We start from the raw sequence: 18,123 nt of genomic DNA, 5'->3' as shown, positions 1-18,123 counted from the left end.
ATTGTCTGAAAACCGGCCAACCCCATTTCAATTATGGCAAAGAAACTAATAGGCGACCCGATTGACCGAATCGACGGGACGCAGAAAGTAACCGGATCAGCCCGGTATTCGGCCGACATAAAACGGCCCGATCTGGTGCATGGCGTGCTGGTAATGAGCACCGTTCCCAATGGGCGTATCCAGAAAATCGATACGTCGGAAACGATGAAGCTTCCCGGTATTGTGGCTATTATGTCGCATGAGAACGCACCTAAGCTGGGCGGCCTTGACAAGAACAAGACCAGCCAGATGGCCACCGACCGGGTACTACACGTATTTCAGGACAACGTGGTGCATTACAACAACCAGCCGATCGCGATGGTCATCGCCGACACGTTCGAACGGGCCGTCGATGGGGCAGCGCGGATACGGGTAACCTATGATACACAAGCGCTTAAGCCCGAGTTGCCTGCCAATATCGACAAGGCCACTACGCCGAAACAACTCCCCCGTTACGACGACCAGGTAGACACCATTCGGGGCGATCTAAAAAAAGGCATGGGCGAGGCTACGGCCCGATTAGACGCCACCTTCCGCACACCTACGCAGTACCACAACGCGCTGGAGCCACACGCGCTGCTGTCGTACTGGGAAGGCGATAAGTTGACTATGTACAACGCCACGCAGGGCATTTCGGCCAGTCAGAAGCGCGTAGCTGAGATTTTCGGTATTCCGAAAGAAAATGTGCGTGTGATTACGCAGTACCTGGGCGGCGGTTTCGGCAGTAAGGGCACTACCTTTTCGCAGGCAATGCTCGGCCCAATGGCCGCGAAGCTGGTGAACAAACCGGTGAAACTGGTGCTAAAGCGCGAACACATGTTCGGCATGGTGGGCTCCCGGTCAGCCACCGTACAGAAGATGACGGCGGGGGCCAATGCCACCGGGCAGCTAACGGCCATGTCGCACGACACGGTTGCGCAGACCGGCACTATGGATGACTTCATGGAACCGGGCGGCACCATTACCCGAATGCTCTACGCCTGCCCTAATCTGGCCACGACCCACAAGTTTATTAAGGCAAATGTCGGATACACCTCGCCAATGCGGGCACCAGGCGAAGCACCAGGCGTGGTTGCGCTCGAATGCGCGATCGACGAGCTGGCAACTCAGCTTAAGATGGACCCGCTGCAGTTTAGGCTGGTCAACTACGCCGAAACAGACCCGCACAAAAACCTGCCCTATACCAGCAAATCGTTGCGGGAATGCTACCAGCAGGGAGCCGATAAATTTGGCTGGTCGAAACGCCCTGCCCAACCCCGCGCCACCCGCGATGGGAATTACCTGATTGGTACGGGTATGGCCACGACGGTGTACCCCGTTAACCGGGGTGAGTCGTCGGCCATGTTGCGGCTCAATGCCGACGGCACCGTCCGGCTCGAAACGGCTACGCAGGATTTAGGCACGGGTACGTTCACGATCATGACCCAGATCGCCGCCGAAATTCTTGGCCTATCGCCCGACAAAGTGACACTCGGTGCGGGTGATTCCAAGTACCCCGAAGCCGTTGGTTCGGGAGGTTCGCGCACAACGGTTACTACCGGCTCGGCGGTGGCAGAAGCAGCCGAAGACGTGCTGAAGAAGCTGAAAAAGATGGCCTACAGCGATAAGAAATCACCGCTCTACGCCGCAGCCGAGGCCGATCTGGTGGCTAAAGACGGCCGCCTGGAATCTAAATCGAACCCTAAAAAGAACGAAACCCTGGTTAGTCTGCTCAAGCGCAACGGCGGCAAACCCGTCGAAGCCACCGTAAAATCGACTTCCGGGGCTGAAAAAGACACCTACTCGATGAACGCCTTTGGGGCTGTGTTCGTGGAAGTCCGTGTTGACGAAGCACTGGGTGAAGTGCGCGTGTCGCGGATGCTGGCCAGCATTGCCGCTGGAAAGATCGTCAACGAGAAAACGGCTAAAAGCCAGATTCTCGGCGGCATGGTGTGGGGTCTGAGCATGGCATTGCACGAGTACGCCGCTACCGATCAGCGAACCAACCGTGTCATGAACCCAAACCTGGCCGAATACCACGTACCCGTCAACGCCGACATCAAGAATCTGGACGCTTTTTTCATCGAAGAAAACGACGAGATCGTGAATCCGGCGGGGGTTAAAGGCATCGGTGAGATCGGCATCGTTGGCACTGTCTCAGCCATTGCCAACGCGATTTACCACGCCACCGGCAAACGCCACTACAACGTGCCGATCACAGTGGAATCTATTATCAGTTAATAAGTTGATCGATGATCGGTACCTCCCGCTCCGTATCGAGAGAGGCAGTACCGATCATCGATCACTATTCAGAGCTTGACTTTATACAGCCTGAACGGGTAACTGACCTTATCCTGGCCGTTGTTGTACCGGGCTGTACGCTGGATCTGGGCGGCAGTCACGTACAAATACCCATCGGGGCTGATCCCGAAACTGTCGGGCCAAAGCAGGCGATCATCTTGCACCACCGTTTCCAACTTTCGGCCGGGCGTGAACCGACGAAGGGCTTTATTGGGCGAATCGGTCAGGTACACATTACCCGCCTTGTCGGCGATCATTCCGTGCGACACGCCCGTTTCGCCCATCGTTTCCACACCAGCGGCTAACTGCTCGGGCGATAGGTCGGAGTTTGTTAGCAGGTCAGTCGCAATCCGGTATAAACTTGTCTGGTTGATGGCCCGGTAATAGAGATACCGAAAATCGTGAGTCAGGGCAATGCCGTTTACGTTACTGCTGAAGGGCCTGCCCGCCTGATCGGCGACCTCTTTCCCATCGATAACTAACCTGAACCTGGGATCGGCCGAAGTGGACGGATGCTTTTCCAACACCGTCCGGCTTTTGCCGGTTGCTAAATCCAGCACCACGATGGCCGAGCGCCGGGGGTCTGACAGATAAGCAATCTGACGCTGCGAATCGACCTGCACGTCATTCAGGCCCAGTTGATTTCGGGGCAGGTCGTCGAAGCGATAAATGCGCTCTACTTTATTCTGCATCAGGTTGATCTTCAGCAGCTTTATACCGTCCGTAAACGGGGGGTACTCGGCCGGATTTGCTGGATCGAGGACCCACAGCGAATTCGTCTGGTCAACGAACAGAGCCTGCACGTTCACAAACCGGTCGCGCGGTTGCAGCGAATCCCACTGATTCCACTCCGCATTGGGATACGGCTTCCGCTGCCCATTCACTAGTTCGGCCAGCCCAAACTGATATGGGTTTCGTTTGGGAAACGTAACAAAAACGCGCCCTGTTGGTGCATCCTGCGACACCGCCAGCCCAATAGGCTGGTACCGACCGAACTCGGCCACCTCAATCAGTTTGGCCCCGGTTTGGGCAATAGCCGCCTGAACGCCTACCGCACTAATGAGAATAAGAATCAGGTTCTTCATGGTATACGTAACGCGGACTTTGGGCTGCATGTTTGGCTGGATTCATTGACGGAGTAGACCCGACGTACCCACCTGACATCCCCGGTAAAGGCACACGCCCATTTTTTTTGTTCGATCCTGTAATGTTTATGAAAATCAGTCGTCTTTGTGATTGACATGGATCTACACGCATTCAAGCAACGGATTTTGCCGGTACAGAATCGACTCTTTCGGTTGGCTACGCTCTTTCTGCGTAACCGCGAAGATGCCGAGGATGCCTTGCAGGACGTGCTAATGCGTTTGTGGTCGAACCGACAACAACTAGATACGTACCAAAGCGTGGAAGCCTTAGCCGTTCAGATGACCAGGAATTTATGCCTGGACCGACTGAAGTCTCACGCTCGACAAAAGTCGGTCGATCAGGCTGATCTGGGCAACGTACCTACTGAGCAACTTTCGCCCTATCGGCAAACAGAACTAACCGATAGTGCAAGCCAGATGCGGCGACTTATTGATGAACTGCCTGATGCGCAAAAACTGGTGCTGCATCTGCGCGACGTGGAGGAATATTCCTTCGAAGAAATTGAACAGGTGACGGGTCTTTCGATCAACGCCATCCGGGTTACCCTCTCACGGGCACGACAGCGGCTACGCGACGGGTACTTAAAATTGAACGACTATGAAGCAGGATATTGATGCGTTGCTAACTCGCTATTTCGCGGGAGAAACGACGCTTGACGACGAGAAACAACTACGCGCTTTTTTTCAGCAGACTGATTTGATTCCGGTGCATTTACAGCCATACTCAGCGCTGTTTACGCAGTTTACCAATGCCCGAAGCCAGCAGCCCTCACCTGAGTTTAGCACTCGTCTCGACCAGCAACTTTCTCCCCCACCTCCGATGGGTAAGGTGCGGCAGTTAACCAGTTGGGGGATGCGCCTAGCGGCCGGGGTAACGCTGCTCCTCATCGGTTTTGCGGGAGGCCAGTTTTACAGTCAGTCACGGTCAACGGTAGCATATAGCCCTGGTCTGATGACCAGCGAACAACCAGAGGCAGCCTCAATGAAGAAAGTACTCGCCTTCGACGCAAACACTCAAACGTCGGCAAGTGACCGGATTCAGGCTGTGAACCAGAGTTATGAACTTGACGAAGCCGACCGGGAGATCACGCAATTACTGATCAACACGCTCAACTTCGACGCCAATGTCAACGTCAGGCTCGCGGCTTGTCAGGCATTAACGCATTTCGAGCGGGAGGAAGGCGTCCGCGAAGCACTGATTCAGTCACTTCGTATTCAGAAAGACCCCAATGTGCAACTGACGCTGATTGACGCGCTGGTAGCCATCAAAGAAAAACGGGCCACCACCGATATGCAGTGGCTGGCCCGCAACCAGCAGGTGCTGGAAGTAGTGCGCCTAAAAGCAGAAGAAGGAGTCGGCGCGTTGACAAGTTCAACGCACTCTCCTTCCTGAAAAATCTTAATTAACTCATTACTACTATGAAAAAAATGCTGTTGCTGGGCGCCCTATGCCTGGGTCAATCCACTGTGCTTTTCGCGCAGGATAACAAAGCGCTGTCTGGTTCTGCCCAATACCGCGTGAAGGAAGGTGACGTAGTACAAGGCCAAGCCAAAGAGTACAAGACCAGGCTGGCCAATACTGCCGATCAGAAAGTGACGATCATGCTGGATGCAGGTAACCTGAAAATTGAGGGGTACAACGGCAATGAGCTGATTATCCAGACTACGGCAAGGATAGAAGCGCCGCCAGAGCGTGCCAAAGGATTACGTTCGCTGTACAACTCTGCCGTAGACAATACCGGACTTGGCCTCGCAGTGACGTCAGAAAACGGGGGGATACGGATCGAAAATGCATCACGTAAGACCGTCCCGTATACCATTCGGGTCCCTCAGAAAGCGGCCATTCTGTACGAGCAGACCAACTGGGGGGCTGGTGGCGTAACGGTGCAAAACGTAGACGGCGATCTGGAAATACGCACGAAAAACGGCGACATCAATTTACTGAATGTTACCGGCCCCGTTGTTGCCAACACGACGAACGGCGAAGTTAAGGTGGTGTATTCGACCCTGAATCAGAGCAAGCCAACTGCTATCTCAACCATCAGCGGCGCGATCGATGTCTCGCTGCCAGCCGCTACAAAAGCTAATTTCAAGCTCAGTTCGATCAACGGTGAGATGTATACAGACTTTGATCTGGGGCTGACCAAGAAAGACGGCCTGACACGCATGGGCGGCGGGCATGTCATTAACGGTGCGGCAAACGGCGGAGGCGTCGACCTGCAATTAAAAACGATCAGCAGCGATATCTACATCCGAAAACAGAAGTAAGCGACTCAGCCCTGGTCTGTCTCACGTACCTGCATTTCACGTTATTCCATCTCTTTCCTTTCCTCCTGCTCTTATGAAAACCTTCCTGCTTCTGCTGTTATCTCTCTTTTTGGTAAGCCCTGTTTTCGCCCAGAAAATCATCACCAAAACATTACCCCTTGCCGCTGACCAGGCCGTTCACCTAGATCTGAAGTTCGGCGACAGTATTCAGGTACGATACTGGGATAAACCGGACGTTTCGGTACGGATTGCGGCGACGATCAACAACGGTAAGCTCAACGATGCGTTGCTGGTCGAAACGGCTTCCACGGCTCAGGCTGTCAGCTTGAAAGCAGATTTCGATAAAGAACTGATCAAGCAGGGGAAGGCCGAAGACTGTCCCGGCACGAAGAACCAATCGACCTGGCGGACCGATAAAAACGGAGACTCCTATTCCGTTTGCAGCACCATCAACTACATCGTATTTCTGCCCCGGAAGGCGGCCCTGCGCGTAGAAACGATCAACGGTAACATTGATATTCAGGGAGCAACAAACCCTGTTTGGGCAAAGTCGATCAGTGGCTTTGTCGATATGAGCTGGGCGGGTAACAAGGGCGCCAATGTAGCGCTGAAAACCATTACCGGAGAGGTGTATTCTGACCTCAGCATTGAGTTTAAGAACAAGCGGGAGAAGCATCCCATTGTGGGCTACCTGCTGGAAGGCACTGTTCTGAGCGGAGGCCCGGAGGTGCGGCTGGAGTCGATCAGCAACAATATTTTTCTGCGTAAAGAAAAATAAATTGGCCATTTCTGGCTGTGGTTGCAACATTTCAGAATTTGCTGGCTCTTTACGGGGCAAGATCAGTCTGCGAGGCAATTCTCGATGGGGTTACGCTACCGAAAATTAACGACGCAGACAGACAGGTCGACGAGTAGCCAGGTCTGTTTGGGTTCATCCCATTTTTGAGCGGGTTTATCCCATTGTCAACACGGGCTTGGCGCCGACACCTAGTTTTGGTCATCAATCTGTAAAACACGATGCACAACACGTAGCTCATTTGTTCGACGGTGCCGCAACCGAACGCCTGAGCAGCCAGCCCTTACTACGTCTACCGACTCTCTCCAATCAACCACGTATGAAACTCTTTTTAACCGTAGCCGCCCTGGCGCTATGGGTTGGGACCACTGTTGCCCAATCGCTTCCAAAAGTCACCGTTTCTGGATCACTCGTCGACTCAGCGAGTACGAAACCGGTTCCCTTCGCCACAGTTGCCGTCCGGAATGGTACCACGCTGATCACCGGCAGTACGACTGATAGTTCAGGTACGTTCAAGCTGGCGAACCTGGCCCCCGGCAGCTACACGCTCACACTCTCATCGATCGGTTTCCAACCAAAAAATCGCCTGATTGCCGTACCAGCCGACCAGCCCGCGCTGAATCTGGGTGCCATTCAGCTCCGATCAGACAGCCGAACCCTGAGCGAATTGACCGTGACGGCACAGAAGGCCCTGATTGAAGAGAAAGGCGACCGGCTGGTGTATAATGCGGAAAAGGACATTTCTAACGTAGGAGGATCGGCCGCCGACGTGCTACGGAAAGTACCATCGCTGAGCCTGGATCTGGACGGCAACATTCAGATGCGGGGCAACAGCAACATCCGGGTGTTAATTAACGGGAAACCGTCGGCTATGATGGCCCGCAACCTGGCCGATGCACTCCGGCAAATGCCCGCCGACAATATCAAATCGGTGGAGGTCATTACCAGTCCGGGGGCTAAGTACGACGCAGAAGGGGCGGCCGGGGTAATCAACATCATCACCAAAAAAGCGCTCCAGGGTTTCAACGGATCGGTGATGGCCTCGCTTGGTAACATGAACCGCAGCACCAATACCAAGTTTGCGCTGAAAACGAAGAAGCTCGGTTTTTCGCTGGCGGCCAATGGCTATCAGTTTCGGAACATCCGGGATGTACAGACCACGCGAACCACCTTGTCGGCGACCGGTCAGCCCCTAAATTACCTTTCTCAACTCAGCTACGCCGATAATACGGGTACGGGTGGGTTCGGCGAATTTAGTCTGGATTACGATCCTGATTCAACGAGCCGGATCAATTTCTCGGCCAACGCCTGGGGGGGCTCCTACCCCAACAATAGCTCGGTGATCAACCAGTTGACCGACCCGGCGGGGACCCTGCTACAGTATTTCCGCAACGACATCCGGTTCCGTAACCCATACGGCAACAGTCAATTCGATCTGGGCTACACCAAGACGTTTGCCAAACGGGGCTCGAACACGTCGGCGTCAGAGTTTACGCTCCTGACCCAGTTTAGCCGGATGCCCGATAACTACTTTTACGATACCGACCGCTATACCCTGGACGAAACGGAGCAGCTTAGCTTTCGGCAACGGAGTACCAACTACAGCCGCAATAAAGAATACACACTCCAGGCCGATTACACACACCCGTTTCAGATCAAAAACAGCAATGACACCACTAACCTGAAACTAGAAGTGGGTCTGAAAGCCATTCGGCGCGACATTGGCAGCGAATTTCGGGTCGAACTGGCACCAGACGGGCAGTCACCCTTCGTTATCGACCCGGCCCAATCGAATGATTTCGACTATAACCAGCAGATTTATTCGGGCTATACGGCCCTGCGGGTAGAAACGAAGCAGAAGCTAAGCCTCAACATGGGAGCGCGGCTCGAACGAACCGAAATTAGCGGCAATTTCCTGACAACCAACACGTCGCTGGCGAACCAATACACGAACCTGATTCCAAGCATTATGATTTCGAAGGGCATTAAAACGCATACAATCAAAACCAGCTATACCCAACGCATTCAGCGGCCGCAACTCTGGTTTCTGAACCCGTGGGTAAACGCCAGCGATCCGCGCAACCTGCAAACGGGAAATCCGTACCTGAACCCGGAGCTGAACCACGCCGTTGAACTCGGCCATAGCGTGTCGACAAAAGCAGGCTTATCCATCAATTCGGCCTTTTACTGGCGCATGACCAACAACGCCATTGAATTTATCCGAACTGTGAATGAAGCCGGTATTTCGCTGAGCAAACCCGAGAATATTGCCCAGCGCAAAGCCTACGGCGTAAACGTCAATGTGTCGGGACAGGCCAACAAAAACTGGACGCTTAACGGAGGGGTAGACGCGCGGTATGTCGATCTGACGAGTGTTGCCCTGAATCAGCGCAATAGCGGTGTGGTGGGAAATATGAACCTGAGCAGTACCTACAAGCTGCCGCGCAATTACACGTTCCAGGCCAATGCAAACGTCAACTCGGGCTGGATCAGTTTGCAGGGTTCGGGGTCCAGCTTTTACTGGTACGGCTTTGCCCTAAAACGCGAGATGATGGATAAAAAAGCCAGCCTTACGTTGGGTGTCAACAACCCGTTCAACCGGGGCGTAGCACAAACCAACTACCAATCGGCTGCTACGTTCGAGGCAGAAACACGCTCCTTTTTCGTGAGCCGCTCAGTTCGGCTGGCCTTCGAATGGCGATTTGGCCAGATGACCTCCGGCGGCAAAGCAACCCGCAAGATTAGCAACGACGACGCGGGAGGGCGGTAGATAACGCCAATAAATAAAAGCTACATCGTGCTGCCGTTGCCTGTTCTACTGACAGGCCGCGGCAGCACGACGTCCCAAGGCCTTCAGCCCGTATTTTCAGTATATCAAAAAATACGGGCTGAAGGCCGTGGGACGCTTCTAGACAACGTCAAACGTGCACAGCGTTGCCACGTAGTCTTTGCTGCCGTCGGTAACCCAGGCGTCGAGTTGGGCGGGATCTTTGAGTTGCTGGCCACGTAGTCGTGGCACAACCACGTACCCACACTTCACGTCGGTCAGGGCCGACATATCGCTCCAGAGCTTTTCGATTTGCGCCACCGGATAGATATCCTCCTGCCCGTGCCCCCAACGGTATTTTACATCTTTCAGGGTCACATAAGTCGGTATCCGGTGCGCTACGCTGCGAACAGCTTTCGCCAGTTGGGACTCATCACCAGCTTGCAGATCGTCGCGGGTCAGGCCAAACAATTGTAGCAGCGCATCGACCTGAATCCAGGTTGTGTTGGAGTTGTAATAGCTCAGGTTCAGCTCGTCTTCTTCGCGGGGTTGCGCCAGGCCTTCCAACAATCGGATGTGGCCGTTTACGCGGGCCAGTCCACCCCCACGGTCCTCAATTCGGCGGGGAACCACCTCAAACGTCAGTGCATTACTCGATTCGAGGTGATGGCCCAGTGCGGCCGGATCAACATCTGCACCCAGGGTATCGATGTTGTGCAGCATCAGGGTTTCTACCTCCGGATGGTCGGCGAGTAGCTTCGCCAGCGTTCCGTTCCGCAGCAGGTTCGAGACTTCGTACCAGTGCCCCAGGGGCGAAAACCGCTGGGCCGCGATGTTATCGACGTAATCGGTGCCTTCGCCTTTCGACTTGGCCCAGCTAATCATAGCCTGCCGCCCGGCGTCACGTACTTTCTGCTTGTTTTCGTCGAGCATTTCCTGCGGCGTTTCTTCCCACAGGAAACGCAAGTCGCGCTCCATCGGCACAAACCGCTGCCCGATCGATCGGCCCGGCGACAGGTACGTTGCCCCGGCATAGCCGAAGTTACCCGTCTGTTCCAGTTTCTTCCGGATCGGCTCGTGCGTCATGTAGCTCGTTGCCACCACGTGCGGGATGGCCGTACCGTATTTCTCGGCCAGTTTTCGCGTTTTGGCCAGGTGAATTTCCAGAAAGCTCCGGTGCGCCCCATCCAGTTCAACAAATGGGTTGATGGTCTTGATAACCCCCGCTCCTTTCGTCCAGCGGCTACCCACACCGGCGCCCAGGCTCAGCACGGCTACTTTACCCGCCTTGATGGCCGCTTCGCCCAGTTTGGCCGAAGCCGCTACGGCGTTAAGCTGCACGATGTCGCCCGCCTGCACATCCTCAATCGACGTATCGACAGGAAGGCGGTTGCGCGACAGACCGATGCGTCCTTTCTGGATTTCCTCCCGGATTTCTTCGTGCTGGATGTAATCGAATCCGTTGTCTTTCTTGATGCGATCGGCCTTCTCGTTCTCCACGCTCCGGTTGCCCTGCGAAGTGGGGTCCGATACTTTGAAGAGATTGCTGATGATGGTCCGCAGCAGCGGGTAGGCCTGGTTGTTCCGTTCGCAGTGCGTGGTGAAGAAGTCGATTTCGGCCCGGCGCACGTACGGAATCGAGGCGGGATCTTTCCGAACCAGTTCCGACACGTGAATACCGTAGTACGATTCCGGCATGAGGGCTTCGCTGCCTTCGTGCAGCGTCGACCACGTACCCCGCGGGTTGATGCTCCAGTTGTACACCACCGGCTCCATGGCGAAGGGCAGCGAATCGGACAGTTCGTTCTTCGTTTGCCGAAGAATGTCCAGCACCTGCATCTTGTAGTCTTCGTACTGCGCCGGGTTCACGAACATACCCATACCCCCACCCGACATACCGCCGAGCATCAGGAAACCGTAGTAATCGTCGCCAAACTGTTTCTTGGCTTTGGCAATAATTTGCTCGGTGAAGTAAGTCGAGGCCCAGGGAATGATCGTCTTGATGGGTCCCTCCCAGTTCCGGGCAGTGTTGGCACCCAGTTTTTTGATGTCGCCCTCCTTGATGGCACCCAGAATGTTGTCGAAAATCTGGTTGGTCTGCTGGCGGGCTACCCATTCTTTCTGGCCCCGAAGCAGGTACTTTTCGGTCACCATTTCCAGAATCGGCCCCACGTTAGAGGCCATGCCACCGTGCATGAGCACCAGCGAGTTCATGATTTTTTCCTGAATCTCGGGGTGTACATCGTCACCCTGCAACACACGGTGGCGCGGCAACAACGTACCCCGGCTGATGCCGTATTCGGGGTCGCCTTCCTGCGCAAACGTACCCTGAATGGCCTTGATGCCCGGCCAGACCCCACCGGAGTCCTGCCAGCCGCCGCCCGAGCCGCCAATCCATTCACCCAGAATAGCGCGGGAAGCCACCAACCGGCGTTCGCTTTCTTCCAGCCCCCCTTCCAGGTTCCGGGTTTGCCCCGTAGCCCGCATCAGCAGGCTGATAATCGACCCCAGCAGGTTGGTCGACACCGCAAAGCGCGAGCCTTTCGGAATGTCGTTCACTTTGGTAACCAGCTCGATGCCCATACCCGGTGCCACAATGCGCGCCAGAATGTCAGACAGCGACTGGTTGGTGCCCTCGAACGACGGCGGAATAAGGCCCGACGCAATCACACCGGCTTTCACCAGACTGAGGTAGTCGTTGCCGAAATTGAACAGGTCGGCCAGGTCATGCACGTCTTTGGTCGTGTTCAGGTCAACACTGGTCAGGCGCAGTACGGGTTCAGAAATCACCCGAACGAAGCATTCGAGCGGTGGCCGGATGTCTTTGTCGCGGCCAAAAACGCCCAGATCGATCGAGATATTGATGACGCGCGCGCCTTCGGGATAGTCCATCCCCAGAAAGAAAATGTCTGACCATCCGCTGTGCGTCAGGTCCATTCGCACCGACGTTTGTTCGTGCAGGATGGGGTAAAAGAGCGAGTTGTCGGGCCGCTGTAACAGCCGGGGCTGGATGCGAATCGGGTGCTCGGCCTGGTGCCCCACGCGGAACATCCACTGGTTGCCTTTGCTGGAACGAACGCTTTTCCGTACCTGATCGGCCAGAATCTGAAACGACAGTTGATGGTAGCTATCGGCGAGGGCGCTGAACAACGTGGCACTTGGCCCCTGTTTGTCCAGATCCTGCAGGAACCGGGCCACTGCCTGCTCGAACCGGCGGGCCAGCAGGTCTTCGAAACCAGCGTAGGGTATTTTGCCAATGGCCGGTACGTCGGGCGCGTCGGTCAGCGAAAAGCGGAAACCGGCCGACAGGAACAGAATAGCCCGTACTTTATCGTACAGGTTCGGCGTCGACTTGCGAAAATCATCCAGCTCACGCAGCGCCTTTAGTAGGTCGCAGGTGGATAACGTCCGGCTAAGATCAAAAAAGGATCGATTACGAATGGCGGGATCGGCCGACGTAATGGTTTCTATAAAAACATTCATGGTTGATTAGCTAGGGGCTAAGGGCTTAGGGCAAGGGGTGCTAACGCGTCAGCAACACCCCTTGCCCTAAGCCCCCCGCTCATTTACACCAGTTGCGCTTTCCGGGCGTTTGCCTCGGCCAGTAGCTCGACCATAGAGGTCAGCGTTTCGTCATGCGCTTCGCCCGCCAGGCCCAGTGCCAGCTGCGCCCGCATCAGGCCGGTGCGGCCGCTCAGGTCATACCGGTTGCCCTTCATTTCCAAGGCCAGGTACGTTTCGGTTTCGGCAAGTTCCTGCAGTGAGGGCGTGAGCGGCGTGTTGGAGCCGCCCTGCGCAATATGCCGCTCCAGGATATCGAAAACGGTTGGTGTCAATACGTGCATGCCGAAAAAGCAGAGGTAGTAGCCCACCCGCAAGCCCGGCGTTTGCAACTCCAGTTCAGCTACGCTCAGCGATGGTTTTTCAATGAGTTTTTCGATCTGGTACACGCCACTTTTGTTGGGTACGTGTTTGCCGGTGATGGTTCCGTACCGACCAATCTGGTGTTCGATCGTCGGATTAACGGCTGAAACAGAGCAGTTTTCCTCCGTCGCCAGTTCAATAAGCTGCGCCGCGCAACGTTTGCCGATCAGGTTCGACACGTAGAGGTAATCGCCGAGCAAGAGCAGGAATGGCTCGTTATTCACGAAGATTTTGGCGCAGTGAACAGCATGTCCGTAGCCCAGTGGTTCGGGCTGTTCGGCAAACTGCACCCGACTGATGAGGTGGTCGATTTTTTCGGCCTCCTGACGGGCCCAGTCCACATCTTTGAATGATTTAACCAGATTATCCCGCAACGACGTGAAGGCGTTGATGTAGCGTTCGCCATCACCGGGGGCGCACACCACGCAGATTTCTTCGATTCCACTCAGGAATGCTTCTTCAGCAATGGCCTGGATAACGGGTTTATGTAGTCCATCGGTATCAATTACCGGCAGCATGGCTTTCTGGATGGTATCGGCTACCGGGTACAATCGTTCGCCACGGGCAGCGGCGGTAATAACGGCTTTTCTTATTTTCATCAGTGAGGGACAGCAAAATCAATTCGATGCCCAAAGTTTGGCAAAAGAACCCAATTAAACGACCCATGCAGGCAAGTTACTACCCTATGGCATAATCATCAGGTACGTATTCAGGCCCAATGCGCGCCAAACAGTGGCATCGGGTAGTGGCAGGCTCAGGCTATTAATAGGTAGTTCACTTCGGCACACACTACTTTAAAAAGTCCACCACACAATAAAGGCCCTGTCTGTCACAAGCTAGTTGATAACAGACAGAGCCTTTATTTTTAATCGGTATGTCAACTACAACAATTTATCCGGTGTGATGGGTAATTCGCGGACGCGTTTGCCGGTGGCGTTAAAGATGGCGTTGGCCACGGCAGCGGCAACACCAACGATGCCTACTTCACCAATGCCTTTTACGCCCAGTTTGTTGGCTTTTTGATCGTCTTCCTGAATGAATATCGCGTCCATCTCGCCAATGTCGAGGTTGGCAGGTACGTGGTAGTCGGCGAAAGAGCGGGTGACAAAGTTGCCCAGACGTGGGTCGAGTACCGATTCTTCGGTAAGCGCCATGCCGATTCCCCAGATCCCCCCGCCGATGATCTGAGAGCGGGCCGTTTTGGGATTCAGGATGGTGCCGGCTCCGGTTACGGCCAGAAAACGCGTCACTCGAACCATACCCGTGAACCGGTTGACGGCCACTTCGGCGAAGTTGGCGTTGAAGCTGTGGGCCGAGTATTCCTCAGCACTTTCCATGGGTTTGGCGTCAACCCGGGTTTGGAAATCGGTCAGCTTTTCGGAAAGCATCAACTGCGAAGCCGTTGGCCGGGCAAAAAACTGCTTACCGGACCGGGTGAGCAGTTCATCCGTAATTTTCTGACACGCATCGTTTACCGCATTGGCGTAGCTCGATGCACCTACCGAGCCAACCGCGCCCGCCGCCGGCGGAAGATCAGAGTCGCCGATAACGACCTTGACATTGCGCAGGGGCAGGTCGAGGGCGTCGGCGGCCGTTTGGGTCAGGATCGTGTACGTACCTGTGCCCAGATCGGCGGCGGCCAGTTCCACAGTGGCCATAATCTCGTTACCCGTTCGTTTCAGCTTCACAATCGCCGACGTTGGCCGCTGGTGAGCCGGGTACGTGCCGCAGGCAACGCCATACCCAATCAGGTAATTACCCTGCTGATTCTGGCGGGGTTCGGCCTTCCGTTTTTCCCATCCAAATGCCTTAGCCCCAACGCGCAGGCAGTCGACCGCCTTCCGCGACGACCAGGGCTTACCGTTGGACGGGTCACGGTCGGGCTCGTTTTTGAGGCGCAACGCAATCGGGTCCATTTTCAGCTTATGCGCCAGCTCGTCCATTGCCGATTCGAGGGCAAAACTGCCAGTCGATTTGCCGGGGCCGCGCGTGTATGTGGGAATGATCACGTTCATCGGCACCGTCCGGTAGGTGATGAGCGAGTTGGGTACGTCGTACATGATCTTCGAGCAATCACCGCAGGGCTCAACGAACTCGTTTTTTATGGCCCCGTGCGTGGTGATCTCGTGCGCCAGCGCCGTCAGCTTGCCATCTTTGGTAGCAGCCAGGCTTACTTTCTGGTGATTCCGCTGCCGCATACCGACCGAATTGACCATTTGCTGCCGGGTCAGGGCCAGTTTTACTGGCCGGTTCACCTGTTTGGCAGCCACGGCCGTCAGCACCAGATTGGCCCACTGACCACCCTTCGAGCCGAAGCCCCCGCCAATGTACGGCGTCACGATACGTACCTGATCGGTTTTGATGTTCAGGGTATTCGCGGCGGCACTTTGCGCCCCGTTCACGATCTGCGAGCTGTTATACAGCGTCAGGCGGTCGCCGTTCCACTCGGCAATGGTAGCGTGCGGCTCCAGCGGGTGATGGTGCTCGATGGGTGTTTCATAGACCTCTTCGACCTTGTACTCGGCATTGGTCAGCGCGGCTTTGGCATCGCCCCGTATGGCATCGGTCTTTTCTTTGTCTTTAGGCAGGGTAGCATTTTTAGACAGCTTCTCGAAATCGACTTTCGGCTCCTTCTTGTCGTAGGTGACGTTGATCAGGTGCGATGCGTGCCGGGCCTGCTCAAACGTTTCGGCCACAACCAGCCCAATATGCTGGCCGTAAAACTCAATCTCGGGGCTTTGCAGCAAGGCACCACCTCGAAGGCCGCCATTGACGTTTAGCTTCGGGGCGTTGGTATGGGTGATAACCGCCAGTACACCGGGGGCTTTCTCAGCCGCTGCCGTGTCGATGGTCAGGATCGTTCCCGACGCAATCGTACTCTTGAACAGCACCGCGTAGGCGAGATTCTTGACCGGGTAGTCCGTCGAATAGGCCGCCTTTCCCGTCACCTTGGCTATCCCGTCGATTCGGCTGACGGGCGTGCCGGTTAGTTTTTTGTTGTCTTGCATGGAAGTTGTGACGTTGAGATCAGGCTTTACCGCCGTTCATGGCCATTTGCAACGCCAGCACAATGCTGCGGTTGCCCAGCTCTACCTTAAACTTGTTATGTTCCAGCGGTTTGGCACCAGCCATTTCGGCAGCGGCAGCCAGTTTGAAGTTCGCTTCGGTTGCTTCTTTACCGGCCAGAAATTGCTCGGCTTTCAGAGCGCGCCACGGTTTGTGCGCTACGCCACCCATAGCAATGCGGGCCTGAACGATCTTGTTACCGGCCATTTCCAGGCCAGCCGCTACCGACAGCAGCGCGAATGCGTAGGAAGCGCGATCGCGCACTTTGAGGTAATATGACCGGTCGGCAAACTTGTTTTCGGGCAGTTCAATGGCCGTGATCAGATCGCCGTGCGCGAGGTTGGTGTCCTGTTCGGGCTTGTCGCCGGGTAAGCGGTGGAAATCGGCAAAGGCAATGCTCCGCTCCTGACCTTCGGCACCACGAACCTTCACAACGGCGTCGAGCGCCGCAAGGGCAATGGCCATGTCGGACGGGTACACGGCAACGCATTTTTCAGACCAGCCAAAGATGGCGTGCAGCCGGTTGACGCCTTCCAGCGCTCCGCAACCACTGCCCGGTTCGCGTTTGTTGCACGGCATCGCTACCTCATAGAAATACGGGCACCGGGTACGTTGCAACAGATTACCGCCATTGGTCGCCATGTTTCGGATCTGCCCGGACGCACCCGCCAGAATAGCCTGCGTGAGCAGCGGGTAGTTTTGCCGCACCAGCGGATGGTTGGCGGCATCGGTGTTTTTGCCCAGCCCGCCAATTGACAAGCCGCCTTTGTTGGCACCGGTCGCTATGGGTTTGATCTCCGCCAGTTTCAGCGTGGTGATGTCCACAAGAGCGGTGGGCTGCTCCACATCTTCCTTCATCAGGTCGATGAGGTTGGTGCCACCGGCCAGGAATTTAGCCGTTGGGTTACCACTAAGCTGTTTAATGGCCGTAGCCGGATCGGTGGCCCGACTGTAGGTGAAAGGTCTCATTGTGTTGGACGTGAAGGGTTAGGCCGAAAACCGGAACGTTTGCTCAACGGGCTTTCCGCTGTGTACTTCCTGAATGGCGGCTACAATGTTGGGATACGCCCCGCAACGGCACAGGTTGCCCGACATCCGCTCCCGAATTTCTTCGTTCGACAGCTGAACCGAGCCTGCTTTTTTGCGTACGTCACCGGTGACGTAGCTGGCATCACCTTTCTTCGCTTCGTCGATCAGCGCCACCGCTGAACAGATTTGGCCAGGTGTGCAGAAGCCGCACTGAAAGCCGTCGTGTTTCAGAAATGCTTCCTGCATCGGGTGCAAGTCGGTGCCTTTGGCGAGCCCTTCAATCGTTTTCACCCGCTTTCCTTCGCAGCTGGCCGCCAAGGTCAGGCACGACAGTACCCGCTGCCCATCGACGATCACGGTACAGGCCCCGCATTGGCCGTGGTCGCAGCCTTTTTTCGAGCCGGTGAGGTCGAGCCGTTCGCGCAGGGTATCGAGCAACGTCATCCGTGAGTCGACCGTCAGCTTGCGGGCAGTGCCGTTTACGTTCATAGCCACCTCAACGCCGTTCTCAATCGCTGCCGACGTTAGTTCGGTAGTTGGGGCGACGGGCTTGGTAAAGAGCTGCTCGGCTACAGCCGACTGGGCAGCCAGTATGCCCCCGCCAGCCAGGGTCATCAGTTTCAGGAAGTGCCGCCGGTTCACACCGGTATCGAGGATCTCGGTGAGGTCTTCCGGCATCAGGTCCGCAAATAGTTTCTTTTCGTCCTCCGACAGGTCAGGGATTTCGTTATCGTCCATTAGTCAGTTCGTTGGGAAAATACGGGAATAGCAGTAGAGTGCCCTGTGAGGGTGATCGGCAAGGGCTATTG

General features: G+C 55.5%; 12 protein-coding genes. 6 read left to right on the top strand and 6 right to left on the bottom strand.

Annotated elements, in window-relative coordinates; genetic code table 11:
- Positions 1–33 precede the first annotated feature (33 nt).
- Positions 34–2,259: a xanthine dehydrogenase family protein molybdopterin-binding subunit gene (locus tag F7231_RS18545; RefSeq protein WP_166693026.1), complete on the top strand. Its 2,226-nt coding sequence runs from the start codon at positions 34–36 to the stop codon at positions 2,257–2,259.
- A gap of 68 nt (positions 2,260–2,327) precedes the next feature.
- Here the strand turns inward: F7231_RS18545 and F7231_RS18540 are convergent, their stop codons facing one another.
- The gene (locus tag F7231_RS18540) at positions 2,328–3,434 is read right to left on the bottom strand and encodes an SMP-30/gluconolactonase/LRE family protein (protein WP_229370111.1); all 1,107 of its coding nucleotides are present in this window, start codon (positions 3,432–3,434) and stop codon (positions 2,328–2,330) included.
- Between the two features lie 126 nt (positions 3,435–3,560).
- On the opposite strand from F7231_RS18540, the gene F7231_RS18535 reads away from it, so the two are divergent.
- The 5 genes from F7231_RS18535 to F7231_RS18515 all read left to right on the top strand — a co-directional run bounded on the left by F7231_RS18535 (position 3,561) and on the right by F7231_RS18515 (position 9,298).
- Entirely contained in the window at positions 3,561–4,079 is a 519-nt protein-coding gene (locus F7231_RS18535; protein WP_085414141.1) for a GFO_1088 family ECF-type sigma factor, read from the top strand.
- Positions 4,063–4,857 carry a HEAT repeat domain-containing protein gene (locus tag F7231_RS18530; protein WP_085414142.1) on the top strand — a complete coding sequence of 265 codons (795 nt, stop codon included), beginning with the start codon at positions 4,063–4,065 and terminating at the stop codon, positions 4,855–4,857. Before F7231_RS18535 ends, F7231_RS18530 begins: the two co-directional genes overlap by 17 nt.
- 26 nt (positions 4,858–4,883) lie before the next feature.
- The gene (locus tag F7231_RS18525) at positions 4,884–5,732 is read left to right on the top strand and encodes a DUF4097 family beta strand repeat-containing protein (RefSeq protein WP_166693025.1); all 849 of its coding nucleotides are present in this window, start codon (positions 4,884–4,886) and stop codon (positions 5,730–5,732) included.
- 73 nt (positions 5,733–5,805) lie between these two features.
- A complete protein-coding gene (locus F7231_RS18520) occupies positions 5,806–6,510 on the top strand; it encodes a DUF4097 family beta strand repeat-containing protein (protein ID WP_085414144.1) in 705 nt (234 codons plus the stop codon).
- Positions 6,511–6,847: 337 nt separating this feature from the next.
- The gene (locus tag F7231_RS18515; protein WP_166693024.1) at positions 6,848–9,298 is read left to right on the top strand and encodes a TonB-dependent receptor; all 2,451 of its coding nucleotides are present in this window, start codon (positions 6,848–6,850) and stop codon (positions 9,296–9,298) included.
- A 138-nt stretch (positions 9,299–9,436) separates the two neighbouring features.
- On the opposite strand, the gene F7231_RS18510 is transcribed toward F7231_RS18515, so the two are convergent.
- From F7231_RS18510 to F7231_RS18490, 5 genes are all read right to left on the bottom strand, one after another.
- Positions 9,437–12,778 carry a UTP--glucose-1-phosphate uridylyltransferase gene (locus tag F7231_RS18510; RefSeq protein WP_166693023.1) on the bottom strand — a complete coding sequence of 1,114 codons (3,342 nt, stop codon included), beginning with the start codon at positions 12,776–12,778 and terminating at the stop codon, positions 9,437–9,439.
- Positions 12,779–12,861: 83 nt separating this feature from the next.
- Positions 12,862–13,818 carry a UTP--glucose-1-phosphate uridylyltransferase gene (locus F7231_RS18505; protein ID WP_166693022.1) on the bottom strand — a complete coding sequence of 319 codons (957 nt, stop codon included), beginning with the start codon at positions 13,816–13,818 and terminating at the stop codon, positions 12,862–12,864.
- A 282-nt stretch (positions 13,819–14,100) separates the two neighbouring features.
- Positions 14,101–16,227 carry a xanthine dehydrogenase family protein molybdopterin-binding subunit gene (locus F7231_RS18500; protein ID WP_166693021.1) on the bottom strand — a complete coding sequence of 709 codons (2,127 nt, stop codon included), beginning with the start codon at positions 16,225–16,227 and terminating at the stop codon, positions 14,101–14,103.
- A gap of 19 nt (positions 16,228–16,246) precedes the next feature.
- Entirely contained in the window at positions 16,247–17,254 is a 1,008-nt protein-coding gene (locus F7231_RS18495; RefSeq protein ID WP_166693020.1) for an FAD binding domain-containing protein, read from the bottom strand.
- An 18-nt stretch (positions 17,255–17,272) separates the two neighbouring features.
- The gene (locus tag F7231_RS18490) at positions 17,273–18,052 is read right to left on the bottom strand and encodes a 2Fe-2S iron-sulfur cluster-binding protein (RefSeq protein WP_166693019.1); all 780 of its coding nucleotides are present in this window, start codon (positions 18,050–18,052) and stop codon (positions 17,273–17,275) included.
- Positions 18,053–18,123: the final 71 nt, after the last annotated feature.

It is taken from the genome of Fibrivirga algicola (assembly GCF_011742925.1).
GTDB classification, from domain to species: domain Bacteria; phylum Bacteroidota; class Bacteroidia; order Cytophagales; family Spirosomataceae; genus Fibrella; species Fibrella algicola.
This window is presented reverse-complemented; position numbering and strand designations above follow the sequence as displayed.

Coding starts and splice junctions, on each gene's coding strand:
- F7231_RS18505 (WP_166693022.1), bottom strand. CDS start 13,818: ATGAAAATAAGAAAAGCCGTTATTACCGCCGCTGCCCGTGGCGAACGA.
- F7231_RS18530 (WP_085414142.1), top strand. CDS start 4,063: ATGAAGCAGGATATTGATGCGTTGCTAACTCGCTATTTCGCGGGAGAA.
- F7231_RS18540 (WP_229370111.1), bottom strand. CDS start 3,434: ATGCAGCCCAAAGTCCGCGTTACGTATACCATGAAGAACCTGATTCTT.
- F7231_RS18510 (WP_166693023.1), bottom strand. CDS start 12,778: ATGAATGTTTTTATAGAAACCATTACGTCGGCCGATCCCGCCATTCGT.
- F7231_RS18490 (WP_166693019.1), bottom strand. CDS start 18,052: ATGGACGATAACGAAATCCCTGACCTGTCGGAGGACGAAAAGAAACTA.
- F7231_RS18545 (WP_166693026.1), top strand. CDS start 34: ATGGCAAAGAAACTAATAGGCGACCCGATTGACCGAATCGACGGGACG.
- F7231_RS18535 (WP_085414141.1), top strand. CDS start 3,561: ATGGATCTACACGCATTCAAGCAACGGATTTTGCCGGTACAGAATCGA.
- F7231_RS18495 (WP_166693020.1), bottom strand. CDS start 17,254: ATGAGACCTTTCACCTACAGTCGGGCCACCGATCCGGCTACGGCCATT.
- F7231_RS18500 (WP_166693021.1), bottom strand. CDS start 16,227: ATGCAAGACAACAAAAAACTAACCGGCACGCCCGTCAGCCGAATCGAC.
- F7231_RS18520 (WP_085414144.1), top strand. CDS start 5,806: ATGAAAACCTTCCTGCTTCTGCTGTTATCTCTCTTTTTGGTAAGCCCT.
- F7231_RS18515 (WP_166693024.1), top strand. CDS start 6,848: ATGAAACTCTTTTTAACCGTAGCCGCCCTGGCGCTATGGGTTGGGACC.
- F7231_RS18525 (WP_166693025.1), top strand. CDS start 4,884: ATGAAAAAAATGCTGTTGCTGGGCGCCCTATGCCTGGGTCAATCCACT.